The 13,682-nt window shown below is 63.0% G+C and carries 14 protein-coding genes and 1 other RNA gene; 1 reads left to right on the top strand and 14 read right to left on the bottom strand.

What is annotated here, in order from left to right; genetic code table 11:
- Positions 1 to 144: 144 nt before the first annotated feature.
- The gene (locus HPTL_RS01575) at positions 145 to 1,155 is read right to left on the bottom strand and encodes a class 1 fructose-bisphosphatase (protein ID WP_119334403.1); all 1,011 of its coding nucleotides are present in this window, start codon (positions 1,153 to 1,155) and stop codon (positions 145 to 147) included.
- Between the two features lie 52 nt (positions 1,156 to 1,207).
- On the opposite strand from HPTL_RS01575, the gene HPTL_RS01570 reads away from it, so the two are divergent.
- Complete coding sequence (locus HPTL_RS01570) at positions 1,208 to 2,470, top strand: FAD-dependent oxidoreductase (protein WP_119334402.1); 1,263 nt, start codon at positions 1,208 to 1,210, stop codon at positions 2,468 to 2,470.
- A gap of 37 nt (positions 2,471 to 2,507) precedes the next feature.
- Here the strand turns inward: HPTL_RS01570 and HPTL_RS01565 are convergent, their stop codons facing one another.
- From HPTL_RS01565 to hemC, 13 genes are all read right to left on the bottom strand, one after another.
- On the bottom strand, positions 2,508 to 2,906 hold the full coding sequence (locus HPTL_RS01565) for a stringent starvation protein B (RefSeq protein ID WP_119334401.1): 399 nt from the start codon (positions 2,904 to 2,906) through the stop codon (positions 2,508 to 2,510).
- A 4-nt stretch (positions 2,907 to 2,910) separates the two neighbouring features.
- Positions 2,911 to 3,513, bottom strand: coding sequence for a glutathione S-transferase family protein (locus HPTL_RS01560; RefSeq protein ID WP_119334400.1), 603 nt, complete (start codon positions 3,511 to 3,513; stop codon positions 2,911 to 2,913).
- A 102-nt stretch (positions 3,514 to 3,615) separates the two neighbouring features.
- Positions 3,616 to 4,371 carry a cytochrome c1 gene (locus tag HPTL_RS01555; RefSeq protein WP_119334399.1) on the bottom strand — a complete coding sequence of 252 codons (756 nt, stop codon included), beginning with the start codon at positions 4,369 to 4,371 and terminating at the stop codon, positions 3,616 to 3,618.
- Positions 4,368 to 5,633 (bottom strand): cytochrome b, encoded by a 1,266-nt coding sequence (locus HPTL_RS01550; protein ID WP_119334398.1) that lies wholly within the window; start codon positions 5,631 to 5,633, stop codon positions 4,368 to 4,370. The genes HPTL_RS01555 and HPTL_RS01550 overlap by 4 nt, the downstream gene beginning before the upstream one ends.
- Before the next feature lie 14 nt (positions 5,634 to 5,647).
- On the bottom strand, positions 5,648 to 6,241 hold the full coding sequence (gene petA, locus HPTL_RS01545; protein ID WP_119334397.1) for a ubiquinol-cytochrome c reductase iron-sulfur subunit: 594 nt from the start codon (positions 6,239 to 6,241) through the stop codon (positions 5,648 to 5,650).
- An 88-nt stretch (positions 6,242 to 6,329) separates the two neighbouring features.
- A complete protein-coding gene (gene recR, locus HPTL_RS01540) occupies positions 6,330 to 6,941 on the bottom strand; it encodes a recombination mediator RecR (protein WP_119334396.1) in 612 nt (203 codons plus the stop codon).
- Between the two features lie 29 nt (positions 6,942 to 6,970).
- Positions 6,971 to 7,297 (bottom strand): YbaB/EbfC family nucleoid-associated protein, encoded by a 327-nt coding sequence (locus HPTL_RS01535; RefSeq protein WP_119334395.1) that lies wholly within the window; start codon positions 7,295 to 7,297, stop codon positions 6,971 to 6,973.
- Positions 7,298 to 7,327: 30 nt separating this feature from the next.
- Entirely contained in the window at positions 7,328 to 9,034 is a 1,707-nt protein-coding gene (gene dnaX / locus HPTL_RS01530) for a DNA polymerase III subunit gamma/tau (protein WP_119334394.1), read from the bottom strand.
- Between the two features lie 17 nt (positions 9,035 to 9,051).
- Positions 9,052 to 9,149: signal recognition particle sRNA small type (gene ffs / locus HPTL_RS01525), an RNA gene on the bottom strand.
- Between the two features lie 15 nt (positions 9,150 to 9,164).
- The gene (locus tag HPTL_RS01520) at positions 9,165 to 10,460 is read right to left on the bottom strand and encodes a heme biosynthesis protein HemY (protein ID WP_170141239.1); all 1,296 of its coding nucleotides are present in this window, start codon (positions 10,458 to 10,460) and stop codon (positions 9,165 to 9,167) included.
- Positions 10,461 to 10,464: 4 nt separating this feature from the next.
- Positions 10,465 to 11,883, bottom strand: coding sequence for a uroporphyrinogen-III C-methyltransferase (locus HPTL_RS01515; protein ID WP_170141238.1), 1,419 nt, complete (start codon positions 11,881 to 11,883; stop codon positions 10,465 to 10,467).
- Positions 11,880 to 12,686 carry a uroporphyrinogen-III synthase gene (locus HPTL_RS01510; RefSeq protein WP_145981782.1) on the bottom strand — a complete coding sequence of 269 codons (807 nt, stop codon included), beginning with the start codon at positions 12,684 to 12,686 and terminating at the stop codon, positions 11,880 to 11,882. Before HPTL_RS01510 ends, HPTL_RS01515 begins: the two co-directional genes overlap by 4 nt.
- A complete protein-coding gene (gene hemC / locus HPTL_RS01505; protein WP_119334390.1) occupies positions 12,683 to 13,645 on the bottom strand; it encodes a hydroxymethylbilane synthase in 963 nt (320 codons plus the stop codon). The genes HPTL_RS01510 and hemC overlap by 4 nt, the downstream gene beginning before the upstream one ends.
- Between the last annotated feature and the right edge of the window lie 37 nt (positions 13,646 to 13,682).

The following is a 13,682-nucleotide window of genomic DNA, read 5'->3' as shown; positions in this document are numbered from 1 at the left end:
GTTAGCACTCGCACCTAACGAGTGCTAATGATAGGGTAGGTGCTCAAAAAAATCAAGGGGGCAATCGCCCCCTTTGCGTATCGATCGGGATCGGCTGGCGCAACGACCTGCTCTAGCGGGCCCGTCAGCCGCATGCGACGGCTTTCAGGAACGCATTTCGCGATGGTATTGCGCGACGCGTTCGACCTCGGCTTTGGAACCGAGCACGACACCGACCCGTTGATGTAGTCGTTCAGGCACGATCTCGAGCAACCGCCGTTCGCCGTCGGTACCCATACCCCCTGCCTGCTCGACCAGAAACGCCATGGGGTTGGCCTCATAGAGCAGCCGCAATTTTCCCCCCTTCGCCTGGGTCTTGCGATCCACCGGGTAGAGGAAGATGCCACCGCGCGTGAGGATGCGGTGCATGTCGGCCACCATCGAACCCACCCAGCGCATGTTGAAGTCGCGCCCCCGCGGCCCCTCTTTACCCGCGAGGAGTTCGTCGATATAGCGGGTTACCGGCGGAAACCAGTGACGGCGGTTGCTGGCGTTGATCGCGAATTCGGCCGTCTCTTCGGGGATCGTGATCGTTGGTTTGCTCAAAAACCACGCGCCAAACTCGCGATCCAGGGTGAATTCGTGCACCCCGTGCCCAAAAGAGAGCACCAGTTGCGCCGTCGGCCCGTAGATCGCGTACCCGGCCGCTACCTGTTGCTTGCCAGGCTGAAGGAAATCGGCTTCGGTGGGGCACCCTTCTGGACGGGGATTCTGCAACACGCTGAAGATGGTTCCCACCGAGATATTGACGTCGATATTGGACGACCCATCCAGAGGGTCGAAGAGCAGGAGATAGCCACCGCGCGGGTAACGCTCCGGTATCAGGCAGATGGTCTCCTCTTCCTCAGAGGCCATCGCCGCAAGGTGACCGCCCCAGGCATTGGCCTGAAGCAGCAGCTCGTTCGCGATCACGTCGAGCTTTTTCTGCGCTTCGCCTTGAATGTTGTGACTTCCTGCTTCGCCGTGGATTCCCGCAAAGCTCCCTTTGCCGATCGTTACCGCGAGCGCTTTCGCGGCGCGTGCGACCACTTCGATCAACAGGCGCAAGTTCGCGTCGAGCTTGCCTTCCCGTTGCGCTTCGATCAGGAACTGCGATAGACTGATGCGCTCTAACATTTTGCCCCCCTTCGTGGGTAAAACGTTATTATCCGTCAGAGGACGCCAAACCATGCACCTCGTCATCATCGGCGGCGGCGTGATCGGGATCACGACCGCATGGGCGTGTCGCCTGCGCGGCTGGGACGTCACCGTGATCGAAGCCAACGAGACGCTGGCGCGCGGCGCCTGTTACGCGAACGGGGCGCAGATCTCGGTGAGCCACCCCCACCCGTGGTCGAGCCCGCAAGCACCGCGCATCGCAATGGAATCCCTCTTCAACCCGGACGCTCCGTTTCACTGGAAACCCAAATGGGATTGTGCCGAGGCACGGTGGCTCGCGCTCTTTTTGCGCGAGTGTCTCCCCGAGCGGCACCGGCGCAATACGCGTGCGATCGCCGCGCTGGGCACATTCAGTCTGTCGGTACTGCGCCGCTGGCGCTCCGAGCTGGATCTGCAGTACGACGCGGTGACCCGCGGAATCCTCCACCTCTTTTTCGACGAAAAAGCGTGGCAGCACGGCCAAGCGCACGCCGCCGAGTTGGCCGAACTTGGTATTTGCGCGGTGCCCTGCACGCCAGACGAAGCGATCGCAATCGAACCGGCACTCGCGCCCCACCGGGATCGACTGTACGGAGCGCTCCACGCCCCAGACGACGAGAGTGGTGACGCGCACGCCTTTACCCTCGCTCTCGCGGAACGGTGCGCGGCGGCGGGCGTCACGATCCGCACCCACACCGCCGCGATCGGCTGGCAGTTTCGTGCCGACGGCCGAGCAGTACTGCTGGTTCGGGAAAACGCTACCGCCGCAGCATCCGAAACGGTACTCGAAGCAGACGAGTATATCCTGTGCGCGGGTGTCGGAAGCCGCGCCCTGGCCCGTCCACTGCTTGGCGACGTTCCGATCCACCCCGTGAAAGGGTATTCGCTGACCCTTCCGATCCGCGACCCGGAGCGCATCCCAACGGTTTCACTTACCGATGAGTCCCATCGCATCGTCGCGTCGCGCCTGGGGAATCGTTGGCGCATCGCGGGGACTGCCGAATTGGCGGGAATGGACGACCGTCCCGATCCGGCGCGGCTTGTTTCCCTCTACCGTTGGGGACGACAGTGGGGCGGCGATGCCGTCGATTGGTCGCAAGCCGAAGAATGGGCTGGGTTACGGCCGATGACGCCCAGCGGTGTGCCGCTGATCGGTAAGACGCGTTACCGCAACGTCTGGATCAACAGCGGCCACGGGTCGCTTGGGTGGACGCTCGCCTGCGGTTCCGCCGAAGCGATTGCCGGGTTGATTGCGGGCGACCCACCCAGCGTCGCCTTTCCTTTCCTCACCTGACCTCGGCATGTTCAGGCGTGTCACTCTCAGTTGATGGTCATTTGACCCGTTTGAAACCGGGGCTGCCCCCTTTTCCGGGCGATTCGGGCGGCGTGTGTTTCTCGCCACCCGGCTCGTCGGCGGTAAACATTTCGTTGGGCAGCGCGATCCCGTGCCCCGTCTCTTTGGCAAAGAGCGCGATGATGTTTTCCGCCGGAATCCAGACGTCGAAGATCTGACCCGAAAAACGGGCCTGAAAACCGATCCCTTCGGGTTCGAACGTGAGGCCGTTGATCGCCTCCGGGCTGAGGTTCAGGACGATTTCACCGTCTCGGTCGTACCCTTTGGGAACGGTTGCACCCGCCACTTTGGCACTGAGGTACGGGGTGAGCCCGTGGTCGACACACCACGACCACATCCCTTTCGCCAGATAGGGCTTACTGGAGGGCGGCAGCATCGGCTCAACTCCGCATCAATTTTTCGGCTGGCGAGAGCGCGTCGATGAATCCCTGGCGGCTGAAAATCCGCTCCGCGTACTTGTGGATCACTGCAGCCCCTTTGGGCAGGCTGATCTGGTAATGTTCGAGTCGCCACAAGAGTGGCGCCATCGCGACGTCGATCATCGAATACTCTTCACCGAAAAGGAACTTTTGCCGCTCGAGGAGCGGCGCGAGCTGTTCGAGCTGCTCCGCCAGGTATTTGCGCACCCGCTCTTTTTCGCTTTCGTCTTCGCTCTCCTCCAGCACCCGCATATGGCGGAACATTTCGTGTTCCAGCGTCGCCAACAATTGCCGCGCGCGCGCGCGACCAACGGGGTCTGCGGGCATCAATTGCGGGTGCGGAAAACGCTCGTCGATGTATTCGTTGATGATATTGGGCTCGAACAGGATCAATTCACGGTCGACCAGGACTGGGACGCGACCGTAGGGGTTGATGCGCTGCACCTCTTCGCGTTTGTCGAGCAGATCGACATCGGTTACCTCGAAGTCCATGCCTTTTTCGAAGAGCACGATGCGGCAACGATGGCTGAAGGGATCGGTTGCGCTCGAATAGAGGTTCATCATCGTCAGCTTTCCTCCAATAGAAAACGCACCGCCGAAACGGTTCGGCGGTGCGACCAACACTTGGCGAGGAAGTTCCGCAGGGAACGTTCCCCGGCATGGAAATCAGTGGACGTCTTTCCAGTACGCCTTCTTCAGGAGATAGGTGAGGACGAAGAAGACCACCAGGTAGAGCATCACCCAGATGCCGATCGTTTTGCGTTTCTCGGCAACCGGTTCGCCCATCCACTGCAAGAACGAGACGAGATCGGCAACGGCCTTGTCGTATTCCGCGGGCGAAAGCAATCCGGGTTTGGCGAGCGACAGTTTGATGTGCTCGTTACCGTGTTCGTCCTTGCTCCTCTCCGCAACCTGGATACCTTGCAACTCCCAGAGCACGTGTGGCATCCCGACGTTGGGGAAGACGACGTTGTTCCATCCGGTAGGACGGCTGTCGTCGCGGTAGAACGTGCGCAGGTAGGTGTAGAGCCAGTCGGCACCCGAATAGGAAAGCGTCTCCTTCTGACGCGCGATGAGGGTAAGGTCCGGCGGCGTCGCGCCAAACCACTTCTTCGCGTCTTTAGGACGCATCGCGATCGTCATCAGGTCCCCGACCTTCTCACCGGTAAAGAGCAGATAGTCCTTGATCTGCTGTTCGGTGAGCCCGATTTCGGTGAGGCGGTTGTAGCGCATCATGCTCGCCGCATGGCAGTTGAGACAGTAATTGACGAAGAGCTTCGCCCCATGTTGCAAGTCGACCGGATTGGTGGAAACCGGCGCCTTGTCGATGTGGACGTTTGCCTCGGCGGCAAAGAGCAACGTTGGCGCGGCAGCGAGCACTGCCGCCGTTTTTTTGAGCCATGAAATCCAGTTCGTCTTCATTTCCAGGTCACCCTTTCCGGTTCGGGTTTGCACGGGTCGATCTTGCTATACCACGGCATCAACAGGAAGAACGCGAAATAGATCACCGCGCAGATCTGCGCGACCAGGGTCCGCGTCGGGTTCGGCGGCAACACGCCCAGATAGCCGAGGATGAGGAACGCGATCACGAAGAGGGTGAGCGCGATCTTGAAGATCGGGCCTTTGTAGCGGATCGATTTCACCGGTGACCGGTCGAGCCACGGCAAGAACGCGATGATCAGCACCGCGGCGAACATTGCGACCACGCCCCAAAACTTCGCGTCCAACCCAAAGAGCGGGTAGGTGACGGCGCGCAGGATCGAATAGAACGGCGTGAAATACCACACCGGCGCGATATGCGGCGGCGTCTTCAAGGGATCGGCCGGAATGAAGTTGTTCGCTTCGAGGAAGTAACCGCCCCCTTCCGGCGCGAAGAAGACCACTGCGAAGAAGACGATGAAGAAGCCCGCCACCCCGACCATGTCTTTGACCGTATAGTAGGGGTGGAACGGGATCCCGTCGAGCGGCTTGCCCGTAGCGTCCTTCTTCTTCTTGATCTCGATGCCGTCCGGGTTGTTCGAACCCACTTCATGAAGCGCGACGATGTGCGCCGCAACCAGAAGCAGCAGCACCAAGGGCACCGCGATCACATGGAGCGAGAAGAAGCGGTTGAGCGTCGCGTCCGAAATCACGTAGTCACCGCGAACGAAGACCGCCAGGTCTGGACCGATCACGGGAATCGCGGAGACCAGGTTGATGATCACCTGCGCGCCCCAGAAGGACATCTGACCCCACGGCAACAGGTAGCCCATGAACGCTTCGGCCATCAGCGCCAAGAAGATGAGTACGCCGATGATCCAGAGGAGCTCACGCGGTTTGCGGTACGAGCCGTAGAGCAGCCCGCGGAACATGTGGAGATAGACGACGATGAAAAACGCCGACGCGCCGGTGGAGTGCATGTAGCGGATGAACCAACCACCGGGCACTTCCCGCATGATGTATTCGACGCTGGCAAACGCCACCGGAACCCCAGCAGCGTTCAAGGTGCCGTCGGGCTTGTAGTTCATCACCAAGAAAATTCCGGTGACGATCTGGATCACGAACACCAGCAGCGCCAACGAACCGAAAAAATACCAGAAGTTGAGGTTTTTCGGGGCGTAATAACCAGTGAGGTGCCCCTCAATCGTGGACGAGAGCGGGAAACGCTCGTCGATCCACTGCAGCAAGCCGGATTTACTCGTCATGGTTCACTCCTGCCTCACGCTTTGTCTTCGCCGATCAGCACCTTCGTTTCCGTGAGGTACTTGTGGGGCGGCACGGGCAAGTTGGTGGGCGCCGGCATGTGCTTGAAAACACGACCGGCAAGATCGAACATCGAGCCGTGGCACGGACAGAGGTATCCGCCAACCCAGTCGGCGCTGATCCCGCTCGCCTCACCCACTTGGAATTTTGGCGACGGGGAACATCCGAGGTGGGTGCACACCCCTTCGACGATCAGGAATTCCGGTTTGATCGAGCGGTGCTCGTTCTTCGCATAAGGTGGCTGGATCGATTTTTCGGAGTCCGGATCCGCGAGCTTTTCGCGCACCGCTTTGAGCGACTCGAGCATTTCAGGGGTGCGGTGCAACACCCAGATGGGTTTCCCGCGCCACTCGACGACGATCATCTCGCCCGGCGGCACTTTGGAAATGTCGACCTCAACCGGCGCTCCCGCCGCTTTCGCGCGCTCGGAAGGGGCAAAACTGGCGACGAACGGCGCTGCGAGCGCGACCGCGCCTGCGCCTCCGACAACCGACGTTGCGACCAGCAGTTGCCGGCGATTGTCGTCCATCGGCTCGGCAGTATGTGTCATCGTTTTCTCCTCGGATGCCCAAATCTAACCGATTATAGCGCTGCTCGAAACGGAAACCAACCAGCGCCAAACGAAATGATGATATAGATCAACTCTGTTGATCGATGAGCGCGCGCCGATCGTGCCAAGCGTAGGCGATCGTTGCCGGATCGGCGTATTCCAGCTCGCCGCCGACGGGCACCCCGCGCGCCAAACGGGTGATTTTGCACGTGGGTACCGCGGCCGCGATCCGTTCAGCCAACCATTGAGCGGTTGCCTCTCCTTCCGCGGTGAAATTGGTCGCGAGCACCACCTCTTGCACCTCCGGTCGCGCAATGCGCGCCAGCAGTTTCTCGATACCCAACGCCTTCGGTCCGATGCCATCGAGCGGTGACAACCGCCCCATCAACACGTAATAGCACCCCTGAAACACGTGCGCCGCATCGAGCGCCTCGAGGTCCGCCGGGGTTTCGACCACGCAGACGACGCTGCGGTCGCGCGCGGGGTCTGCGCAACGCGCGCAGACCGGTGTTTCGGAAAAGGTGTTGCATTCGGCGCAGTGCACCAATACCTCTGCCGCGCGCGCCAGCGCGCGCGCGAGGCGTTTTGCGGCAGCACGGTCGTGGTTGAGGAGATAGTGCGCGAGCCGCTGTGCGCTGCGCGGCCCTAAACCGGGCAGGTGCTTCAGCGCGTCGATCAATTCATTGAGTGCTTGGCTCATCCGCAACCGACCTCGACGGCGTTACGGTGTCAAAACGGTAGATTCATGCCCGGCGGCAGGGGCAGCCCAGCGGTGGCTTCCCCCATTTTCTCCTGCACCGTGGCTTCGGCACGGCGAACCGCGTCGTTGAACGCTGCCGCAATGAGGTCTTCGAGCATCTCGCGATCATCGAGCACCGAAGGGTCGATGGTGACGCGTCGCACGTCGTGCTTACAGGTCATCACCACCTTGACCAACCCGGCGCCCGACTGCCCTTCGACCTCGGTCTGCGCGAGCTCCTCTTGGATCTTTTGGATTTTTTCCTGCATCTTCTGCGCTTGGCGCATCAGACCCGAAATGGCCGCTTTGTTGAACATCGTCTTTTCCTCTCTTCACAACAACTGCGATTATCCCTCAGCGGAGCGTTCTGGCCAGTGCACCGCGTCGGGGTCGATTCTCAACCCCAGCCGTTCGCAGAGCACCTGAACGCCGGGGTGCTGGGATGCTTTGTCGAGTATCCGCCGTTTGCGTTCCGCCCAGTGCGCCGCTTCTTCTTTCGCCGGAGTGCCGGCGACGTCAGTAGCGGCCTCGAACCGCAAACGACGCTGCCATTTGCAGGGCGCTGCGGCAGCAACCGCAGTTGCGACGCGCTGGGTCAATTCCGGCTTCGCCTTCAACCAGTGGTGTGCGAGTGCGTCGACCGCCATCGTCCAGGTTGTGCCGTCGTCGGCGACCACGGCACAATGCGACGCCAACGTTTGAGCCAACCCGTCCAGTTCGAGGCGCGGAAACAGGTCGAGCCACGCGCGGTTTGCCGCGCTGCTTGTCGCTGTCGGTTTGGCATCGTCATGTTGCCGCGGCGCCGTCTTCTGCGGTGGCGGCGCCGGGCGAAACGGCTTTGGGGGTTCGCTGCGCTCCTCGTCCTGTCGGGCTACGGCAGGCGCCGCAACGCGTGCCGATGCTGATGGTGATGGTGGCGACAGTGGCTGCGACGCGACCGGCTCTGGCGCTGGCCCTGTGCGCACGGGCTGCGCCGCTGGCTGCGATTGCGGTGCGAACGCGAAGAGACGCAGCAGCACCATCTCGAGCCCCGTTCGTTCGTCTGGCGCAAGCGGCACGTCACGACGCCCATGCACGACGATCTGGTACGCCAACTGCACGAACTCCGGATCCCATTCGTGCGCGAGCGCTTCCAGACGCGCGTCTTCGAGGGGCGCGCCGCCGAATTGCCGACGGGCGACGCGGTGGATGAGTTGCGCCAGCGACGCCAGCACCGCATCCACCGCGACGCTTGTTTCCGCAAGCTGCGCTACGAGCGTGAGGTAGCGGTCGTTCGCGCGCGCGGCCAACGCCGCAAGGAGTTCGATCAACACCGTTTCACTCACCAAGCCGAGCATTTCGCTCACCGCGGCTTCGCTCACGGTACCGGCGCCATAGGCGATCGCCTGGTCGAGGAGCGACAGCGCGTCGCGCATCGAACCGCGCGCCGCTTGGCCGATCCGTTGCAGCGCCGCCGGTTCGAACGGAATCGCCTCCTCGGTGAGGATGGTGGCCGCTCGGCTTGCGATCTGGGCCGCAGAAAGGGCGCGCAAGTTGAACTGCAGACAGCGCGAGAGCACCGTGACCGGGATTTTTTGCGGGTCGGTGGTCGCCAACACGAACTTCACATGCTCGGGCGGCTCTTCGAGCGTTTTCAGCATCGCGTTGAACGCATGCCCCGTGAGCATGTGCACTTCGTCGATCATATAGACTTTGTACCGCCCGGCAACGGGTGCGTAGGTGGCTTGCTCGAGGAGCGCCGCCATTTCGTCGACGCCGCGGTTGGAGGCGGCGTCCATTTCGACGTAATCGGGAAAGCGGTCGGCGTCGATCGCTTGGCACGCCGCGCACGCGTTACACGGCTCGGCACGCACGCCCTGTTCGCAGTTGAGCGCTTTGGCCAGGATCCGACTGATCGTGGTTTTCCCGACACCGCGCGTACCGGTAAAGAGATAGGCGTGATGTAAGCGCCCGGTGGTCAGCGCGTGGGTGAGCGCACGGACGACGTGATCTTGACCGACGAGGTTGGAGAAATCACGGGGGCGCCATTTACGCGCCAGGGCCAATTGGGTCATAGGCGATCATCGAGTCAGACGGCGAGCCGGACCCCCGGCACTGGCAGGATGTGGTTAGGGCTGCTGCCTCCCGGCCCTGACCCGGTTCCCACGCTGCCATGCGGGGCGACCCGCCGCAGGGTGAATCATATCACGCCTTGCGCGCGGTTGGGTTCGGTTCGCTTTCGGTATCCGCCGCTGCTTCCGCGGCAGGAGGTTGGGATGCCGCCCGCTCTGCTTCGGACGCCGAAGCGTCCGCCCCCGCAGCGTTTTCCGTGCTGTTCGGAACGGGGAAGGTCGCGTTCGGCGTACGATCCCACGGCAACGCCAGACGGTCCGGCGGGAGGAGGGTTTCCGCGGCGACGACCCGCGCCCGCACCGGATCGAGTTGCAACAACTGCGCATAGTGCCCTTTGGCTTTGCCCCAGAGCTGCAGCCCCAAGGTCAAACGCAGCAGCGCCTCGTGCAGGACGGGATCGTTTTCGTTGTCACCAAGCCAGCGCTCCAGGCGATCGAGCCAAACGGGTTCCGCAGGAAGCGACGGCAAAAGCTCGGCAACGACTTCGGTGGCATAGCGCCGACGCAGGAAGGTTTCGGCTAGCCGCAGCGCCTGTGCTGCTTCCCCTTCGCTGCGTAACGTGCGGATCACCGCAGCAACGATCGCGGGCAATTGCCGTTCGTCTTTGGGTTGCGCTTCCCACCACGCGTCGAAAGAGCGGCCGCGGCGCAACGCGTCCGCGAGCAACGCCGGATAGGCTTTCACCGCCACCGCCAAGAATTCCGGCGCGGGCAACGCATCATGACGGCGCAGTTTGCGCGCGGCCTCAAGCGCCATTTCCCAACGCTCGAGCTGTACGCCCGCTTCCAAGCGCAACCGCTCGCGGACGGTGGGCGCAACTTTACCGCCCCGTTCGAGCGCCGTCAGCGCAGCCTCCAACCGATCGATGCGGCGAAAAACCAAACCGAAACGGGCTTCCAACACCTGCCGTACGGCCATCCAGTCGCCGACGTCCGGAATCCGCGCCAACGCATTTTCGGCGCGCGCTTCGTCACGTACGGCCAACGCCGCTTCGCACGCTGCCGCCGCTGCCGCCGCGGCGCCATGCTTGAGCCGGTACGCACGGTCGAGGGCTTTGAAGCTCATTTTGGGTTTACCGAGCTCCCACCCCACGACCGCCATCTCCAGCGCATCGAGCGCGCGCTGCAAGCGACGGCGCTCCCGCCATTGGCGTACCGCGCCAGGCGTGCCGACGATCCGCGCCACCAGTCTGAGCACGCCGTACCCCACGAAGAGGAACAGCAGTGCCAGCAAGACAAGCAGCTGGCTCGAGAGCTGAAAACGGTAGGGCGGAAACACCGCGACGACGTAGCCATCCAACGTCTGGAACCAAAGTGCAAACGCCACCGCTGCAACCGCGGCGATCAAGACAGCAAGGACGGTTCGCATGGCATCACTCCTTGCCCATGGGTTGCAGGTCAGGCGCTGCCAGGCGCGTCTCGATTTCCGAGAGCGCTTTGAGCGAACGCGCCAACGTGGGCCGTTCGGCATGGACGCGCTCGGCTTTGAGCGCGGCGATCGCCGCGTTTGCGGCCTGGGTGGCCGGCGCGTTCGGGTCGAAGTAACGCGCCAGGGTCTTTTCCAGTTTCGCCAACGCCGTTTGGTACGCCGTTTCGTCTCCCCTTTGCGCGGCAACGCGCGCCGCGGCGATCCAGGTGCTGATGTTGAGCTGCAGCGTAGTCGCCGCTTCGGGCGAAAGCAGTTCCGGCGCGGTGGCGTCCAGCCGTTCCAACCGCAGCCAATCGGCCCACTCTTGACCAACGGCACGGCCGAATGCGACCACTGCCGCCCACGCCCGCTGGTACCACGGCGCGGAGGCGTCTGCGGTATCCGCCACTTTGTGCTTGGCATCGACCTCGGCAAGATAGGCGAACGGCGCATTCGCGATCGCGTCGTCGAGCGCGTCGAGCTTGGCCAAAATGCCGTCGACATCGACGCGCGGCGCCGATTGAACGGCCAGGAGGTCGGCTTCGACGGCTTTGCGCAGTTCACGCAAAAGCGGCCGGTCGGCCTCTTTGAGTCGGGCAGCGAGCGCCGCGAGCGCCGCTTGCGCGGCGTCGAGATTGCCATCCCACGCCAGTTGCCGTTGCGCGAAAGCCAGTGCCTCGCCGGCTTCGACGACCCAGCGCCGATCCCCGAGTTTCGCCAACGCCTCGGTCATTTCGGCCGCACTTTTCGCGATACCTTGCAGGCGATCGAGCGCCGCTTCGTTGCGTGCCAGCCGCTCGCGCGTCTCGATGAACGCCGTCTCCAGTTGGCTCAATTGCTCTTTGAGTGCGGTGATTTGGGCGTCGACACCGACGAGTCCGGCAACCTGCTGCTGGACGGTTTGCAAAACGGCCTGCTGGGTCTTGACTTGATCGGTGACCGCGGTGATTTGCGCCGCCCATTCGGCACGTTCGGCGAGCGCCTGATCGAGCGCCCGTTTGACGACATACTGGGTGTATCCATACCCACCCAACGCAACGAGGAGCGCCACCGCACCGAGCCACACGCCTGCCCGAGACGCGTTGTTGGCCTGAGGCGAACGCGTTTCGGGTTGTACGGGTGTCTGCTCCGGTTGCACTGCGCCATCGGACGCCGCTGCACGCGCGGTGTCCGCGGGGGCAGACGATTCCGTTACCGCACCCGCCCCGGGTGACGCGGATTGTTCTTCGACAACCTCCGTGCGATTCGTCTCCGCGGCGTTTTCGCTGACGGACTCCTGCTGGCTGTCCTTACTGTCCTTGCTGTCCTTGTCTTTGAGCGTTTCCGCCTCGTCCGTCCTTGCGCGCTTATCGGAACGCGCGCGTGGGTTCCCTTTTTGCGTCATTGCACCTTCTCCCGCGAATAACATTCCTGTAGCGTCGCCACCAACGCGTCGTCTCCCGGACGCGGCGCCGTGACGACGTGCCGCCACCCCAACGTCTGCAGCGCCTCAGCGACGCGGGGATGGTTGGCGACCGCCAAGAGGCGTTCACGCACCTTTTCGAAGCGTTCCGCGCCCATCGCCTCGGGCAATCCCCGCGCTGCTTCACTGCTGGTGATAAGGAGCGCCGCAATCCGCCCTTGTGCGTACGGTTCCCAATGGTGCGGCAGCCAGCGCGCGACGCGTCGGCGGTAACAGATCCATTCGTGCACCTCCGCGCCCCGGGCTCTGAGCGCTTCGGTCAGCAGACCGCGCCCCCCTTCTCCTTTGACGATGAGAAGCGACTGCCCGGCAACGCGCTCGGGTTGCGTCCACGACGCAGCCAACACGGCTTCGCTGTCGGCGCCATCCACAGGGTACCACACATCGGGGAAACCGAGCGCCCGCAATGCAGCAGCACTGCCCGCACCGACGGTGGCAACCGCTGGACCGGGCGGCCACGGGCGGTGGTCACGGATGGCTGGCACCGCGATCTGCGCCGCGTTGGCGCTGACGAAAAAGACCCAACGATAGCCGTCGAGCGTCTCGGACCACTGGCGAGCCGCTTCCTCGGTGACCGTCGGTTCGATAGCCAAGAGCGGCGCGACGATCGGTTCCCAGCCGTGCGCGCGCAGGAGTGCGCTCAGCCGCTCGGTTTGCGCAAGCGGCCGCGTGACCCAGACGGCGGGCTTTTCTGCCACAATCGCCATGTTTTGCGCTGTGGTCACGACCCCAATCCAGCTTGGGCGTTGCACGCGAGCCGCGCAACGAGCGCCTCTGCCCCTTCTGCGATCAGCTGCTCCGCCAAATGCAGTCCGAGCGTTTCGGCCTCGGCGAACGCGCCACGTATTTCGCCGCGAAAAATTTCGCTGCCATCGGGTTCGGCAACCAAACCACGCAGCCAAATCTGCCCGTCTGACGGGGTTGCGTACGCTGCGATCGGCACCTCACAACTGCCCCCCAGCCGACGCGCGAACGCCCGCTCGGCGAGGACGCACGCCGCCGTTTCGGGGTCGTGCAGCGGCGCGAGCCATTCGGCGACATCGGGTCGATCGGTCAACACTTCGATACCCAACGCCCCCTGGCCCGCTGCCGGGAGCATCTCAGCCACCGGCAACACACTGCGAATGCGCGCCCCGAGCCCCAACCGTTTCAACCCCGCGGAAGCCAAGATGATCGCGTCGTACCGCCCCTCGTCGAGCTTGCGCAGCCGCGTATCGAGGTTGCCCCGCAGCGGTTCGACGCTCAGATAGGGGTATTGCGCGATCAACTGCGCCTGGCGGCGCAACGACGAGGTGCCCACCGCTGCGCCGGGCGGCAAATCGTCGAGGCTGAAGTAGCGGTTCGAAACGAAGGCATCCTCCGGAATTTCCCGCGGTAAGATCGCTGCAAGACGGAAAGGGTCACCGAGCACCATCGGCACGTCTTTCATCGAATGGACCGCAAGGTCGGCACGACGCTCGAGGAGCGCCACCTCGAGCTCTTTGACGAAAAGCCCCTTTCCGCCGATTTTCGCAAGCGGACGGTCGAGAATCTGGTCACCGCGCGTTGTCATTCCCAAGAGTTCGACCGTACAATCGGGATACAATCGTTGCAACAGACTCTGGACATGGCGCGCTTGCCAGAGCGCCAAGCGGCTTTCCCGGGTTGCGATCACCAAACGGGACGGAGTACCATGATGCGGCATCGTTGTTCCTTTTTCGTGGCGCGTTGGCGTCAGGGCG

Source organism: Hydrogenophilus thermoluteolus (genome assembly GCF_003574215.1).
GTDB lineage: Bacteria > Pseudomonadota > Gammaproteobacteria > Burkholderiales > Rhodocyclaceae > Hydrogenophilus > Hydrogenophilus thermoluteolus.
The sequence above is the reverse complement of the archived record's forward strand: the minus strand, read 5'-3'. Positions and strand labels throughout refer to the sequence as shown.

Excerpts from the sequence above, each read along its gene's own strand:
- HPTL_RS01535 (WP_119334395.1), bottom strand. The coding sequence starts at position 7,297 with ATGTTCAACAAAGCGGCCATTTCGGGTCTGATGCGCCAAGCGCAGAAG.
- recR (WP_119334396.1), bottom strand. The coding sequence starts at position 6,941 with ATGAGCCAAGCACTCAATGAATTGATCGACGCGCTGAAGCACCTGCCC.
- HPTL_RS01575 (WP_119334403.1), bottom strand. The coding sequence starts at position 1,155 with ATGTTAGAGCGCATCAGTCTATCGCAGTTCCTGATCGAAGCGCAACGG.
- HPTL_RS01550 (WP_119334398.1), bottom strand. The coding sequence starts at position 5,633 with ATGACGAGTAAATCCGGCTTGCTGCAGTGGATCGACGAGCGTTTCCCG.
- petA (WP_119334397.1), bottom strand. The coding sequence starts at position 6,241 with ATGACACATACTGCCGAGCCGATGGACGACAATCGCCGGCAACTGCTG.
- HPTL_RS01555 (WP_119334399.1), bottom strand. The coding sequence starts at position 4,371 with ATGAAGACGAACTGGATTTCATGGCTCAAAAAAACGGCGGCAGTGCTC.
- HPTL_RS01560 (WP_119334400.1), bottom strand. The coding sequence starts at position 3,513 with ATGATGAACCTCTATTCGAGCGCAACCGATCCCTTCAGCCATCGTTGC.
- dnaX (WP_119334394.1), bottom strand. The coding sequence starts at position 9,034 with ATGACCCAATTGGCCCTGGCGCGTAAATGGCGCCCCCGTGATTTCTCC.
- HPTL_RS01570 (WP_119334402.1), top strand. The coding sequence starts at position 1,208 with ATGCACCTCGTCATCATCGGCGGCGGCGTGATCGGGATCACGACCGCA.
- HPTL_RS01565 (WP_119334401.1), bottom strand. The coding sequence starts at position 2,906 with ATGCTGCCGCCCTCCAGTAAGCCCTATCTGGCGAAAGGGATGTGGTCG.
- hemC (WP_119334390.1), bottom strand. The coding sequence starts at position 13,645 with ATGCCGCATCATGGTACTCCGTCCCGTTTGGTGATCGCAACCCGGGAA.
- HPTL_RS01515 (WP_170141238.1), bottom strand. The coding sequence starts at position 11,883 with ATGACGCAAAAAGGGAACCCACGCGCGCGTTCCGATAAGCGCGCAAGG.
- HPTL_RS01520 (WP_170141239.1), bottom strand. The coding sequence starts at position 10,460 with ATGCGAACCGTCCTTGCTGTCTTGATCGCCGCGGTTGCAGCGGTGGCG.